Genomic DNA, 15,025 nt, shown 5'->3' on the forward strand with positions numbered 1-15,025 from the left:
TTAAAAAGGGCTGATTTTTGGTAAGAAATAAATGATTTTTTAAAACATGTGAACTACTATTTATCATACCTTTGCAAAAAAATATAACTTAATTTGTTAAAAATGTTACATATCGACTTAAATGAAATCATAACTGTTAGTATGGTTCTTTTTGCTGTCATAGATATTGTGGGCTCTATTCCGATTATTGTAAATCTAAAAGCAAAAGTTGGCGTCATTGAGTCTGAAAAAGCATCTATTGTAGCAGGGCTAATAATGATCATTTTTCTTTTTGTCGGAGAAGGATTTTTAAAGATAATTGGTATTGATGTACATTCGTTCGCGGTAGCAGGTTCGTTCGTTTTGTTTTTTCTTGCCCTCGAAATGATCCTCGGTATTCATATTTATAAAGACGAAGAAGCTAGCTCTGCCTCTATTGTTCCGTTGGCATTTCCTTTAATTGCTGGAGCAGGAACAATGACGACTTTACTTTCGCTGCGTTCACAATTTCACACCATTAATATTGTAGTAGCCATTATATTGAATATTATTTTAGTCTATATTGTTTTAAAATCTTCGGCTAAAATCGAAAAAATGCTAGGCCAAAATGGATTAGGTGTAGTTAGAAAAACTTTTGGGGTCGTACTTCTAGCTATTGCTGTTAAATTATTTGCAGCTAATGTTAAAGGTTTGTTTGTCTAAACTATATTTTTATAAATTTACACCCTAAAACTCAGCTAAATAAGTTGTTTTGCTTGAATTGTAAGAAAAAGCTAATTTATTTAGAATAAAACTAATAATCATGAAAATTTTTACCGGCGTCTTAGTATTTTTAGCATTAGCCTTAATTGTTTTTAATATTACTTTAATTGATTTTAAAAGTCCGTTTCAAGGAGATAGCGCAGTTGCATTTATTGGTATTGCTGCTTCATTCTGTGCCGTTTTAATTCTATTAATTTTTAGAATGTCAAAAAAGATCGAAGAAAAAATGAGTAACCGAATGTAATTATGTTTGATGTTTTAATTATTGGAGGTGGAGTTTCGGGCGTTTCTTGCGCTTTGATTTTAGGATCAGCACAGCAAAAACCATTTATGTCTGATAAAAAAATCGGCATTATTACCCATCAAAAAAATTCGTCTTTGCAAGAAGCTTTATTTAATAATGCTTACGGAGTTCCTGAAGGCAAATTAGGTGCTGAAATTCTTGTCGAAAGTACAACGCATCTTTCAGAAACCTATCCTCACATTACACAAATAGCAAACGAAAAAGCAATTCGTGTTGCAGTTATTTACCCTAACTTTACTGTTTTTACGAATAAAAACACCTATCAAACAAAAAATATAGTAGTCGGCATTGGTTCTGCTAATACATTTGCTATCGAAGGCTTACTGCAATACGTGGAACCTCATAAAAAATCAATTCCCGAAAAACAACGCATTCAACTTAGCAATACCGATCACAAAGTTACCGATGGCATATATGTCGCGGGAACTCTTGCCGGTTGGCGCAGTCAGTTGGCCATCGCCGCAGGAAGTGGAGCTGCAGTGGCTACCGATTTATTGACTTTATGGAATAACGGAATTCAAACTCACGCGCACGACAGCACACGATAAGAGATTTGTTTATAAAATAAAAAACCATTCAAGAGGCAAATAGCAGTTAATATACCTACTACAATTGCCAATTTTGAATGGTTTTTTTAATTCTTATTATTTAGCTTTGTTCACGGTATACAGTCCGCCACCAAAAAGCAAAATTGCTAATCCTAAATACAAATATCCTTGTGTTTGACCTTCTTCGTTTGAGGCGTCAATTTTTAATCCTAAGAAATTAATTTCCTTCGTACTATTGGCTACTTTATTAAAGCCAACATATCCTACCGAAAGACTAATTACAATTAAAACGATTCCTATAAGTTTTGATGCATTCATATTTTTAAAATTTAATGTTTATCGAATATAAAGAATAGATCAATACCATATTAACTCTATCGCATTAAAAACTTAAAATATAGATTAGTTATTTCTGATTCAAAACTGCCTTTACCATTGCATCTTCACCCAGAGTAACCAAATAAAAGTAATTTTCGCCGTACAATTGGCGCGCAAATTCTGCAGTAATAAAACGATTGACTAAACTTTTATTCCCATTTAAAGGCAAGTCAAAGCCTGAAGCATATAGGTATTTTTGAAATTGCTTGTAATACAGATCCGATGTTTTCATTTTGGCTCTAAATTCTAAAAAAGACAATCCTTCGAAAGTATTTCGATTGGAATCTAAGGTTTCAAACACAAATCGACCAATCATGCCTGATTGCAGTAAAAAAGCAATGTGCTCATTTCCGTGTTCTACTTCTGTAGGTACAAAAACATCAGGAACAATTCCGCCTCCACCAAAGACTATTTTACCTTTTGGCGTTTTAAACTTTAATGAATCCGCTACTTTAATGCTGTCTTTCTCGTACATCTCACCCGACTTAAAGCGCAAATCAGACTCTTTAAAATAATCTTCATTTCCTTGCGCATATGGTTTTTGAATAGATCGACCAGTGGGAGTGTAATATCTTGCAACGGTCAAACGCACCGCAGAACCATCTTTAAAATCCATTTCGCGTTGCACCAATCCTTTCCCAAAAGAACGGCGGCCCACAATAATCCCTCGGTCATTGTCTTGTATGGCTCCGGCCAAAATTTCACTAGCCGAAGCGCTATTTTCATTTATTAAAACATATACTTTTCCGGTTTCAAACGAACCTTCACTAGTCGCAAATGTCTTTTCTTCCGTAGCATTTTTATTCTTGGTAAAAACAATCAATTGTTTGTCTTTTAAAAACTCATCGGCTATTGCAATAGCTTCTTCCATGTAACCACCGCCGTTATCACGAAGATCAACAACCAACGACTTAATTTTACTTTTCTGTAATTGATTCAAGCCTTTCTTAAACTCGGAGTATGTAGATTCTGCAAAGCGATTAATTTTTATATATCCAATTTCTTTAGTCAGCAATAACGCCGCATCTACACTTTTAATTGGAATAACATCTCTTTTTAGTTTTACTTTTAATTGTTTGTTTTCCGATTTTCGATATAAAACTAACTCTACTTCAGACCCTTTTGTACCTTTTAATTTGGTAAATAAGCTGTCTGTTGGTAAGTTTCGACCGTATAATTTGGTTTTTCCTGCGTACAAAATACGATCGCCCGCTAAAATTCCTGCTTTGGCAGATGGACCATTTTCTACTGGTTTAATAATAGCAACCGAATCTTTATACATGTAAAAATTAACACCAATGCCTACAAAATCACCTTTCATGTTTTCGGCAACTTGGCTTTGTTCTGCAGGCGGAATATAAACGGAATGCGGATCTAACTGCGACAAAATCTTATCGACAGTCATATTTACAATAGAATCGGTATTGACGCTATCTACGTATTCATTATTAATAAAATCAATGAGTTTGTTGAGTTTGTTTTTGGAGATGCTTTGCGTTCCATAGGTATTTAAATTTGTTTTGTGCACATAACTCCCCAACAGAATCCCGATTGCTAAGGAACCTCCGATTATAATTGGTAAATAGTTCGTATTGAATTTCATCTTAAAACAAATTAAGTTTAAACAAACCTTTTTATTCTTCTAAAACAGGAATATGCGTTACTTCTATTCCCGCTTTCTGCAAGAAAGCAAGACCGGCATCGTCACGATACCCATTTTGATAGACAACTCTTTTAATGCCCGATTGATGAATGAGCTTACTGCATTCTTTACACGGCGAAAGTGTTATATATAAGGTAGCACCTTCACACGATTGTGTCGAGCGCGCCACTTTTAGTATCGCATTGGCTTCGGCATGCAGCACATCCCAACGCGTTAATCCTTCTTGATCTTCACAGCAATTTTCAAAACCCGAAGGTGTGCCATTGTAACCATCTGAAATAATCATACGGTCTTTTACGATAATTGCACCTACCTGTTTTCTTTTACAATACGACAACAAACTCCATTCTTTAGCAATTCGCAAATAGGCTTTGTCGTATTTATTTAATTTTTTAAATTCCATTTTTTTAGCGGTTCCAAATTTCGCTTTCGATAAGCATTGGTATAATAACACCAATAATAAACGACGACATTACCAAAGTCCAATCGCGTTTAGAAAAACGAAATATTGTTTGTACAATATAAGAAAGTATTAACACCACAAAAACTACAAGAATTTGAGCAGCTTCGATACCCAAAGCAAATTCGGCTAGAGGCAGTAGTTTTGAGTTGGCCGATCCTCCTAGTATTCCTTTAAAATAATTAGAAAAACCAAGCCCATGAATGATTCCAAAAAACAAAGTAATAAAGAAAATCACATTTATACTTTCAGTTTTAGATGATTTTCCGGCGGTAAATAAATTAAACAGTGCGGTAATAAAAATCGTAATCGGAATTAAAAACTCCACCAAATTTACTCTTATTGCAACCACGCCGTACACGGAAAGAAATAAAGCCACTGTATGACCTATTGTAAAGATAGTAACTAATAACAAAATACGTTTCCAATCTTTAAACGCATAAGGCACCGCAAGCGCTATTAAGAACAAAACGTGATCGTAAGCATGAATGTCTAAAACATGTTTTAATCCTATTTGAAAATAAATCCAAAACTCTGACATAGGTTTTTTTATTAAAAATTGATAAGGGCTTGTAAACTTACAATTTATTTTGAAAACCGTCTATTCTCACTTTAAATTCAACAATAAAAATAAGTTAATATTCAAAAAAAGTAGTGCAAAAAAATTATATAATAATTAAAATTAATAATTTAAAAATAGGGTTATCTTTGCGGGATAAAAACTTATTAATTATGTCATTTTCAGATTTATTTGATAGCGAATTCAAACAACGTAATAAAGGTCATTTTGCTGCTATTGTTCGTGTAGCATTAGCCGATGGAATTTTACATCCTGAGGAAAAAGACTTTTTAGACAAACTAGCGTCACAGTTAGAAATCTCAGATGCAGAATATGTAGAGATTTTAAGCGATCCTTTGAGATATCCTATCAATCCACCTTATTTGCACACACAACGTTTGGAGCGTTTGTACGATTTGGCTCGTATGGTTCATGCGGATCATAATTTAGAAAAAAAACAAGAAGTAATGTTACAAAAAATTGGAATTGGTTTAGGATTCAATCCAAGTAACGTAAATTATATAGTTGCAAAATCACTTTCATTAGTGGGCAAGAAAGTAGATTTAGATACCTTTATTTACGAAATGCAAAACATGAATAAATAATTCAACGTTTATACCTTATTAGAGGGCTGCTTCATTAATTTGATGCAGCCCTTTTTTTTTGCACATTACTTTACGAACAAATGCAGCTACACGCACATAATAACAAAAAATACTATTTTGTGAAATACCACTAAAACGCTTCTACATAATTTTGGACTACTGTATATTTGTTGCTTTAATAGCTGTTGTTTTTATAAAAAAGTGTTATTATAGCATAAAATCTATAAGTATTACACATTATGAATATCAGAAAAGGACAGATCGAAGACATGGCAGCGGTTTTAGAATTAATCCAAGAATTGGCAACTTTTGAAAAAGAACCGGAGGCAGTTGTAGTCACTGTAGCTGACTTAGAACGCGACGGATTTGGACCCAATCCTTTGTTTCATGTTTTTGTCGCCGAAGTTGATACCGAAGCCAAGAACAACAATAACTCGAAAGAGATTGTTGGAATTGCATTGTATTACTACCGTTTTTCTACATGGAAAGGTAGAACGATTCACTTGGAAGATCTTATTGTAAAAGAAAGCATGCGAGGATCTGGATTAGGTTTGGCTTTGTATACTGAAATCTTTAAGCAAGCGCAAAAAGATAAAGTAAGACGAGTAGAATGGAATGTCTTGGACTGGAATACACCAGCAATTAAATTTTATGAAAAATCTGGTGCAAAAGTGCTTGATGAATGGCGTGTCGTACAAATGGACGAAGCTGGAATCGAAGCATTTTTGAATCATAAAAAATTGATTTAAAAATATAGAGTAGAACTAATGAGAGTATACAAATTTGGTGGTGCATCGGTAAAAGATGCAGAGGGAATTAGAAACGTGTATGATGTTTTGCAAAAAACAGGATATGAAGATGTATTGCTGATTGTTTCTGCAATGGGAAAAACCACAAACGCATTAGAGGTAGTTATTAAAAACTATTTTGAACAATCGTCTGAACTACAATCTTCTGTTCAAGATGTGAAGAACTACCACGATCAAATTTTGTTGGATTTATTTTCGGACCCAAATCATCCTGTGTTTGAAATTATAGCAAATCATTTTACGGATTTAGAGTGTTTTATGGAACACAACAAATCACCTAATTACAACTTCGTCTATGATCAAATTGTAAGTATGGGAGAAATTGTTTCGACTACTATTTTGAGCCAGTTTATGAGTTTTATGGGAATTGATACCCAGTGGATCGACGTTAGAAATTTTATTAAAACAGATGCCAATTACCGTGATGCAGAAGTGGACTGGGAACTAACGCAAGAAAACATCTCTAAAAACATAAAAACCAATAGCCTAAATATTACTCAAGGCTTTCTAGGTTCTGATGAAAACAACTTTACTACTACTTTAGGTCGCGAAGGTTCTGATTATACGGCTGCGATTTTTGCTTATTGCTTAAATGCGGAAAGCGTTACGATATGGAAAGATGTTCCCGGAGTAATGAATGCAGATCCGCGCTATTTCGAAAATGCGAGTTTGCTTAATCAAATATCCTATCGCGAAGCGATTGAATTGGCTTTTTATGGTGCTTCGGTAATACACCCAAAAACGCTACAGCCTTTGCAGAAAAAAGAGATTCCGTTGTACGTGAAATCATTTATCAATCCTTTATTACCAGGAACATCTGTCGCTAAAGGAGTTGATTTGGAGCCATTCTATCCTTGTTTTATTGTTAAAAGAGAACAACTATTAATTTCGCTTTCTTCTATTGATTTCTCTTTTATAATGGAAGAAAACATTAGTGAGATTTTTAAATTGTTCCATGAATATCAAATCAAAGTAAACTTGATTCAGAACTCAGCGATTAGTTTTTCTGTTTGTGTCGAAGATAAATTCTCGAATTTTAGCGAACTGAACAGTATATTATCGAAGAAATTTAAAGTTGATTTTAACGAAAATGTAACTTTATACACGATTCGTCACTTTACTGAAGAAGCCGCTACAACAGTAGAAGCAAACAAAACTGTTTTACTAAAACAAGTAAGCCGCGAAACCATGCAAATTATTATACAAGGAACTTAATTAATTGATTAAGGTTATATTTTAATTCTAATAAGGTTTTGCTACTACAGCAAAACCTTATTTTTTTTATTTAAAAACAAATTACGTATTTAAACACTACTTTTGAACCGTTGGATTTACAGTATTTATGTTTAAAAAAGTACTTTTCATTGCGTTCTTACTTATCTATTCTGGACTTTATGCTCAGGACGAAAGTTCTTTATATAAAAATAGTACCGTTGCGGTTACGACCGATACGATTCACCTAGATACCAACAGTATCAACCCTACTTTTTTTGAAATTAGAGATCAGAATGATACACTTTTAGACGCTACTACTTATACTGTAGATTTTTTAAAGGGCACTTTACTTCTAGACGAAAATCTGATTACCAAAACAAACATTGTTACGATTTACTACCTAACTTATCCTGATTTTATAACCAAAGAATACGGTGATTATGATTCGAGTAAAATAATTAGCAACGACGCTGTACTCGGAACTCTTTACGAAATCCAGCCTAAAAAAATAGTTCCTACTCCTTTTGATGGACTCACTACTTCTGGAAGTATTAGCCGCGGAATTACGATTGGCAACAATCAGAATTCTGTTTTAAATTCCAATTTAGACCTTCAAATTACTGGAAAACTTTCCGAGAAAGTGAGTATTCGAGCCTCTTTGCAAGACAATAATATTCCGCTACAAGATGGTGGCTATTCGCAGAAGCTGGATCAATTTGATAATATTTTTATGGAATTATTCAGTGAAAATTGGTCGATTCGGGCAGGTGATATTTTATTAGAAAACAATTCTAGTTCTTTTCTTCGCTTTAACAAAAAAGTACAAGGTCTTTCGCTGAATTTTGACTTTGGCAAACCCGAAAATAGAACCAGCGTTTTTGCGTCGGCCTCATTAGTACGCGGACAATATGCCAAAAGTGAGTTTTCAGGTCAAGAAGGCAATCAAGGTCCGTATAAATTAATTGGTCAAAATGGCGAATTTTACGTTTTAGTCATTTCGGGATCGGAACGCGTGTACGTCAACGGGAATTTACTACAGCGTGGCGAAAACAACGATTATGTAATTGATTACAATGCAGGAGAAATTATTTTCACTTCTTTATTTACCATTACTTCCGAAATGCGAATTACGGTCGAATACCAATACAGTGAGCAAAATTTTACTCGTTTTGTAACTTATGATGGAGTGAAACACACCACGAAAGATTGGAACTTTGGCACGTATTTGTATGCCGAAAGTGATTTGAAAAGTCAACCTTTGCAACAAAATTTAAATGGAAATCAAGTCGCCATTTTAGCCAATGCAGGTGACAATACTGCACTAATGACGGCACCCTCGGCTTATGAGGAAGCCTACTCTGAAAATGCTGTTTTATATCAAAAAATAATCAGCAACGGTCAAGAATTTTTTGAATTGTCAAATGATGCGGCGCTCGTTTTGTACAATGTAAAATTTAGCATGGTGGGCGCAGGCAAAGGAAATTATACTTTACAAAATAACAATACAGTCAATAGAACATATGAATATGTTGCCCCCGTAAACGGCATTTCGCAAGGCAATTATGCGCCTGTTGTCAAACTAATTGCGCCCATAAAAAAACAAATCGCTACGTTTTTTGGCCAATACAATCCTTCTGAAAAAACAAACATCGATTTTGAACTTGGATTAAGCAATAATGACTTAAATCTATTTTCAACCCTTGATGACGCGAACAATTCCGGAGCAGCAGGAAAACTGAAGATCAAGCAGCGATTATTTACTGGAAAATATACTTTGGATGCGTATACTGATTATCAATTTGTTCAAGAAACTTTTCAATCGGTAGAACGTTTGTACAATATCGAGTTCAGTAGAGATTGGAATATTCCGAATCTTCTTTCTGGAAATAAAAGTTTGCTACACTCAGGTTTGACTTTTAATCGAAAAAAATCAGCAACCGAATTGTCCTACCTGAATTATGGCTTTGAAAAACTAGATGCAAATGATAATTACCACGGAATCAGACAGTCATTATTTGGCTATTTACAAAACAACCATTGGCGAATTGAAACACAAGGCAGTTACTTAAAAAGTAATTCTATCGAAAAGGACTCTCGTTTTTTAAGGAATAACTCGAAAATACAGTTCAACTGGAGCAAAAATTGGTTGACTGCGAAAGTTCGTCTCGAAGACAATGAGGAAAAAAATATTTTGACACAAAGTTTGACTAATTTGAGTCAACGTTTTACCGAATATAGTTTTTATGCAGGTCGTGGCGATAGCACCAAAGTGTTTGTAGAATTGGGTTATTTAAACCGCACTAACGACAGTTTACAAGATGGCTTGTTAGCGCGCGTCAACCACTCGCAAACCTGGCAAATCAAATCGAGATTACTACAAACTACTACCCGCGATTTATCGGTATTTGCCAATTATCGAAATTTACAATTTGAAGATCCAACCCAAGTTTCAGTAGCTTCGTTTAACTCGAGAGTCTTGTACAACGATCGTTTTTTCAATCAGTTGTTGCAGAGCACGACTTTGTATGAAACGACTTCTGGAACTATTCCGCAGCAAGATTACACTTACGTAGAAGTGCCCGCTGGACAAGGCGTGTACACTTGGATTGATTACAACGGCAACGGAATTCAGGAATTACAAGAGTTTGAAACAGCCGTTTTTCAGGATCAAGCCAAATATATTCGGATCTTTTTACCGAATCGCGTCTACATCAAAACCAATCAAAATAAGTTCTCGCAATCGCTCACTTTTAATCCAAACCAATGGCAAAATAAGAAGGGATTTCAAAAATTACTCTCTAATTTTTACAATCAAACGGCTGTTTTATTAGAACGAAAAGTAAAAAATGAAGGAAGTGGGTTTGAACTGAACCCATTTGACTTTAATGCCGAAAATGCTCTGGGATTGAATGCCAGTATTCGCAACAGTTTGTTTTATAATCGCGGCAAACAAAAGCATTCGGTAACCTATACTTATTTGCAAAATCAATCGAAAAACTTACTGACGATTGGTTCGCAGGATAACAAAAATAGTTCGCATCAAGTGCAATACAATCATTTGTATCAAAAAAGTTGGTTGCTTGGTTTTTTTACGAAAAGCATTTATACCACATTAAATTCCAAAGATTATGTAGATAAGAATTACATCCTAAACGGCTATCAACTAGCTCCGAAAGTGAGTTATTTGTTTTCTAAAAACACGAGTTTAGATTTCTTTTACGAACAAACGCAAAAAGACAATCAAATTGGTAATTTAGAAACCTTGCAGCAACACCGCTTGGGAACTTCTTTCTCGTATGCAGGCGACAAGAAAGTAACTTTAAATGGTGAGTTTTCTTTGTACGAAAATAAATTTAATGGTAACGAACTTTCATCGGTTGGTTTCCAAATGCTCGAAGGATTGCAAACGGGACAGAACTTAGTTTGGCGTGCGCTTATTCAGAAAAACATAACGCAATTTTTAGATGTTAATTTGAATTACCAAGGCCGAAAAGGAGAAACAGGCGGAACCATTCATGCGGGAAGTGTGCGACTCCGCGCTTTTTTCTAATAAATTAAATCATAAATTATTGGCTTTATCAGACACACAAGGCAAGCAAAATAGTTGCACAACATGAAACGCGACTTTAGTGTTAAAATACAAGACGACGAACCTATGAACCATTTGAAACAATCAAATAAAACCATTTTAGTTGCACCTTTAAATTGGGGACTGGGACACGCAACGCGCTGTATTCCTATTATTCAAGCATTACTAGACCATAACTACGTTCCGATTATAGCTTCGGATGGAAATGCATTGGAATTATTGCGTAAAGAATTTCCTTATATTGATATGTTCGAATTGCCTTCGTATCACATTGAATATTCAAAAACGGACAAGTATTTCAAATGGAAAATGCTTATATCCATTCCTAAAATAATAAAAGCAGTTCTAGCTGAAAAAAAACTGATACAGCAGTGGATTACAAAATACGAAATTGACGGTATTATTTCAGACAATCGTCTGGGCATATACAGTGCTAAAATTCCGTCCGTTTATCTTACACATCAAATCAATGTACTTTCGGGAAATACCACTTGGTTTTCTACGCAATGCCATCGTTATTTTATAAAAAAGCATAACGAATGCTGGGTGCCTGATGTGGCCCAAGATCCAAATTTAACTGGAAATTTGGGACATGTAAAAAACACTTCTCTCAATATAAAGTACATTGGCCCGCTGAGCCGAATGAAACAAAAAGAGCTTAATAAAAAATACGATTTGATGGTTGTTCTATCGGGTCCCGAACCACAACGCAGTTTATTAGAAGAGAAGTTAAAAAATGAAGTTTTAAAATATAAAGGAAAAGTCATTTTTATAAAAGGAATTGTAGAGAAAACACAACAAAATGAAACATTTAAAAACGTCACCTTTTATAATTTTATGAATACCAAGCAACTCGAGCAGACTTTTAATGAAAGTGATCTTGTTCTATGTCGTTCGGGTTATACTACTGTAATGGATTTAGTCGCATTGCAGAAAAAAGCCTTTTTTATTCCGACTCCAGGACAATACGAGCAGCTCTATTTAGCCAAAAAATTAGAAAATGAAGGTTTGCTTCCTTTTTCTTTGCAAGAGGACTTTTGCATTGAAGACCTTTCTAAAATAAATAATTTTTCAGGTTTACCAAAAATAGATTTCAAAACAAATTGGAATGACTTATTTAAAGTTTTTGAGAAGATGTAAAAGAAAAAAAGCATTACATCAATTGAGACATAACGCTACCTGTTATTTTGTAAATTTTAAAAAACCTTCTTTTTCTTGTACTATATCTCCATTTATTAGAACTGAACTGAGTATAATATTTCCGTTTTTTCTACTAAATGTACAATCTATAGTATCAGCATCCAGGGCATTCCACTGTATTATCGTTCTCGGCTCCTTAATCGCTGCATCATTATTTAAATAAATCTTCATCGCCTTACCGTTAGATCCTGCATCAAAAATTTCATACCCCTTTCCGTTAAAATTATCAATACGATCGTATGTTGTGATCACTCCATTTTTATCTACAAATAAAATTTGGATTTTATCTGTGTTCAAGGAGTTCGTAGTTGTAGAATTAAGCAAATCATTCCCTTGATTATTTTGCACTAGTAAATTTAAGTTCACATCAATGTTTGTGCAGCAAGAATCGCGCTCCGAATCGCAGGACAACAAGCCCAATAATATCGTAAAAAATATAATCTTTTTCATAAAAAAAGTAAATTTATTCCAATCAAATGTAGCATTAATAATACAAAAAATAGAATATAGTAAAATATTTTTGATAGTATGCATGTTTTTAAAACCTGAAAAAATTATTCATCTTCTCCTTTTTCAGTATCTGCGAACTTATCGTGTTTGATAATTTTGGCATTAATCCTAAAAAAAAAATATTCAGCCACATTGGTACAATGTTCAGAAATACGTTGTAAATGCTTTAAAACAACAACTAAATTTGTTCCTGAAACTACCGTTTTGGAACTTGTTTTCATTAACACATTTATTTCGTGAATTGATTCGTCTGTTCGGTTTTTGATGGTTTTCTTTAAAATTAATATTTCGCCAATCGCAGTTCAATTAATTTTCCCATGTAAAAAGAAGCCGCATTATCACTGGTTCTAGCCGCTTGCTGCATGTTTTGCGTAACGATAACAATGGTATATTTCTTTTTAAACTCATGAATTAACTCTTGGACTTTTGACGTAGAAATAGGAGCTAGAGCTGAAGTTGGTTCGTCCATGAATAAAACAGAAGGCTGAATCGCTAACGCTCTGACAACACACAAACGCTGTTGTTGTCCACCTGACAATTCGAAAGCTGACTTTTTTAATTTGTCTTTTACTTCATCCCAAAGTGCTACTTGCTGAATCGACGTGACTACTCGTTCTTCGATTGCAATTTTATCTGTAATTTCGTTGACTCACAATCCGTAAGCTACATTTTCATAAATGGTTTTCGGAAAAGGATTTGGTTTTTGAAACACCATTCTGACATTTTTAGGCAAGTCAACGACGTTGGTATTTTTAGTATAAATATTGGTTCCATCGATTAAGAAACTAAAATCAACGAATTCGACTAACTTATTACTTACAAACGTGATGACAAACAAGATGCATCCCAAAGCCTTAACAATGCAATCAATGGCAACACGAATAACAATTTTGCTCTTTTATTTTTTGGTTTTCTCTTTATAATTTATATAAAAAAAACACGTGCTACCCCACAGTTAACGATAGATTAAGTAATCTTTACTATTAACATGCTGTCGATTAGATGTTTAAAAAATTATATTCCAATTTCGACTTGCAAACGGGCGTGCCAAGTTTTTTGTTCCAGGTCATCAGCAAACTTCAATGTACCATAGGAATATTCCATTTGGAATTTAAGCTTGTGACTCAATACATATTTAGAAACAGATAAGCTCATATCATTGGCATCTGCCGCTAAATTTTCGATGGACTTAGCTGCTTTTTGAGTAGAGTATCGCGCAGCGACTTGATAATTAGACGAAAAAACATAACTCAGTTGCGCATCGACACCTTCGCCAACATATACAAACCTAGTCTGCGTAATATCTTTTGGATTTACCGTTAGCGGTTTGTCACTGTTTCTGTTCATGTAACTCAGTTCGGCAGCCCAGCCGTTGTACTTTAGCATTGAATCTAAAAACAGCGATTGCATCGTGCGCGCTTCATACAAAAGACTGCCCAATTGGCCTTGTGTGCGCACTGCATTATTATTTTGATTGAAGGCTCCGGCAACCATTAATTTTGGCGTTTTCTCTCGCATCAAATCCGCTTCAAAATGAGAACCATCTTTCACAAATACACCAAACGGATATAATTCTACTTTCCCAGTAAGCGAAACGCCATCATTGGATTTCTTAGTCCAATTTCGGCCCTCTCCAGTAGTTAAAGCTCCCACCAAATTATAGGAAAACTGGTTCTCCTTTTCATTAGAATATTCTACAAACAAACCAAAATCACGATCGAGATTGAAGCGAGAATTATTAATTGTACGATCTGTAAACTCGAGCGCGCTAGAAGAAACAATGCGCTGATTGTTTCCTGGCAATGTTGCTTGTCCAAAAGCCAGTGTTACTTTATTGGTTGCCTTGTAGTAAAAAACCCCATCCATTAAAATATTTCCATTATCGTCAACACCTAGAATTGCCATATCCTTTGCGGAGAAACCCAATTGAACTCGATAACCAAATTTTGGATTGTACACAAAACCATCCATTTTTAAACGAAGACGTCGTACTTCTCCTTCTACAATTGGATCTTCATTTTCTACATTGACATATGTAAATCTACTTTGAATTCTGACACCAATATTTACTTGAAATAGACTGTCTTTGGCTGTAATCCCTAGTTTTTTACCAGAAGCATAATAAGACGAAATATCATTTTTATTTTTGGAAGATTTTAGAGCGATCGGCGCTTCTTGTGCAGCCAAAACGAACGAAAAAAGAAGTAATACTAGTGCTAAATTGTTTCTCATTTAAAGAATGGGTTACTTGTATGTTTATTTTACGCAAACTTAATGTTAATTTTTATGTCTAATATTACCAAAAGGTTACGCTTACGGTAATTTAAAGTAATCGAAAGCGTTGCATAAAAATACTACTATACGGCGTAGCAAACCGATAATGAAATTTATTTTCTCATGCAAAAAAGCTAATTGATAAATAGCAAACTAGATTGGTGCACAAA

16 protein-coding genes are annotated in these 15,025 nt (G+C 34.3%); 8 read left to right on the forward strand and 8 right to left on the reverse strand.

Annotated elements, in window-relative coordinates; genetic code table 11:
- The first annotated feature begins 102 nt into the window (after positions 1–102).
- The 3 genes from ACRASX_RS03505 to ACRASX_RS03515 all read left to right on the forward strand — a co-directional run bounded on the left by ACRASX_RS03505 (position 103) and on the right by ACRASX_RS03515 (position 1,593).
- The gene (locus ACRASX_RS03505; protein ID WP_066311298.1) at positions 103–681 is read left to right on the forward strand and encodes a MarC family protein; all 579 of its coding nucleotides are present in this window, start codon (positions 103–105) and stop codon (positions 679–681) included.
- A 100-nt stretch (positions 682–781) separates the two neighbouring features.
- Entirely contained in the window at positions 782–985 is a 204-nt protein-coding gene (locus ACRASX_RS03510) for a hypothetical protein (RefSeq protein ID WP_066311301.1), read from the forward strand.
- 2 nt (positions 986–987) lie between these two features.
- Positions 988–1,593: an FAD-dependent oxidoreductase gene (locus ACRASX_RS03515; protein WP_432222430.1), complete on the forward strand. Its 606-nt coding sequence runs from the start codon at positions 988–990 to the stop codon at positions 1,591–1,593.
- A gap of 96 nt (positions 1,594–1,689) precedes the next feature.
- On the opposite strand, the gene ACRASX_RS03520 is transcribed toward ACRASX_RS03515, so the two are convergent.
- From ACRASX_RS03520 to ACRASX_RS03535, 4 genes are all read right to left on the reverse strand, one after another.
- Entirely contained in the window at positions 1,690–1,911 is a 222-nt protein-coding gene (locus ACRASX_RS03520; RefSeq protein WP_066311306.1) for a hypothetical protein, read from the reverse strand.
- 88 nt (positions 1,912–1,999) lie between these two features.
- Positions 2,000–3,574 carry a S41 family peptidase gene (locus tag ACRASX_RS03525; RefSeq protein WP_432222431.1) on the reverse strand — a complete coding sequence of 525 codons (1,575 nt, stop codon included), beginning with the start codon at positions 3,572–3,574 and terminating at the stop codon, positions 2,000–2,002.
- Between the two features lie 31 nt (positions 3,575–3,605).
- A complete protein-coding gene (locus ACRASX_RS03530; RefSeq protein ID WP_432222432.1) occupies positions 3,606–4,037 on the reverse strand; it encodes a deoxycytidylate deaminase in 432 nt (143 codons plus the stop codon).
- A gap of 4 nt (positions 4,038–4,041) precedes the next feature.
- Positions 4,042–4,635 (reverse strand): HupE/UreJ family protein, encoded by a 594-nt coding sequence (locus ACRASX_RS03535; RefSeq protein WP_432222433.1) that lies wholly within the window; start codon positions 4,633–4,635, stop codon positions 4,042–4,044.
- Between the two features lie 191 nt (positions 4,636–4,826).
- On the opposite strand from ACRASX_RS03535, the gene ACRASX_RS03540 reads away from it, so the two are divergent.
- The 5 genes from ACRASX_RS03540 to ACRASX_RS03560 all read left to right on the forward strand — a co-directional run bounded on the left by ACRASX_RS03540 (position 4,827) and on the right by ACRASX_RS03560 (position 12,011).
- Entirely contained in the window at positions 4,827–5,258 is a 432-nt protein-coding gene (locus ACRASX_RS03540) for a TerB family tellurite resistance protein (protein WP_066311317.1), read from the forward strand.
- Between the two features lie 239 nt (positions 5,259–5,497).
- A complete protein-coding gene (locus tag ACRASX_RS03545; RefSeq protein ID WP_432222434.1) occupies positions 5,498–6,007 on the forward strand; it encodes an N-acetyltransferase family protein in 510 nt (169 codons plus the stop codon).
- A gap of 18 nt (positions 6,008–6,025) precedes the next feature.
- Positions 6,026–7,282 (forward strand): aspartate kinase, encoded by a 1,257-nt coding sequence (locus ACRASX_RS03550; protein ID WP_432222435.1) that lies wholly within the window; start codon positions 6,026–6,028, stop codon positions 7,280–7,282.
- A gap of 127 nt (positions 7,283–7,409) precedes the next feature.
- Positions 7,410–10,832: a hypothetical protein gene (locus tag ACRASX_RS03555; RefSeq protein WP_432222436.1), complete on the forward strand. Its 3,423-nt coding sequence runs from the start codon at positions 7,410–7,412 to the stop codon at positions 10,830–10,832.
- Positions 10,833–10,895: 63 nt separating this feature from the next.
- Positions 10,896–12,011: a glycosyltransferase gene (locus ACRASX_RS03560; RefSeq protein ID WP_432222437.1), complete on the forward strand. Its 1,116-nt coding sequence runs from the start codon at positions 10,896–10,898 to the stop codon at positions 12,009–12,011.
- A 42-nt stretch (positions 12,012–12,053) separates the two neighbouring features.
- Here the strand turns inward: ACRASX_RS03560 and ACRASX_RS03565 are convergent, their stop codons facing one another.
- The 4 genes from ACRASX_RS03565 to ACRASX_RS03580 form a co-directional block, all read right to left on the reverse strand.
- Positions 12,054–12,521, reverse strand: coding sequence for a hypothetical protein (locus tag ACRASX_RS03565; RefSeq protein WP_432222438.1), 468 nt, complete (start codon positions 12,519–12,521; stop codon positions 12,054–12,056).
- Positions 12,522–12,625: 104 nt separating this feature from the next.
- Positions 12,626–12,802 carry a hypothetical protein gene (locus ACRASX_RS03570; RefSeq protein ID WP_432222439.1) on the reverse strand — a complete coding sequence of 59 codons (177 nt, stop codon included), beginning with the start codon at positions 12,800–12,802 and terminating at the stop codon, positions 12,626–12,628.
- Between the two features lie 59 nt (positions 12,803–12,861).
- Positions 12,862–13,221, reverse strand: coding sequence for a phosphate ABC transporter ATP-binding protein (locus ACRASX_RS03575; protein WP_432223063.1), 360 nt, complete (start codon positions 13,219–13,221; stop codon positions 12,862–12,864).
- Positions 13,222–13,595: 374 nt separating this feature from the next.
- Positions 13,596–14,813, reverse strand: a complete 1,218-nt coding sequence (locus tag ACRASX_RS03580) for a porin (RefSeq protein WP_432222440.1) — start codon at positions 14,811–14,813, stop codon at positions 13,596–13,598.
- Positions 14,814–15,025: the final 212 nt, after the last annotated feature.

It is taken from the genome of Flavobacterium sp. TMP13 (assembly GCF_050847115.1).
Taxonomy (GTDB): domain Bacteria; phylum Bacteroidota; class Bacteroidia; order Flavobacteriales; family Flavobacteriaceae; genus Flavobacterium.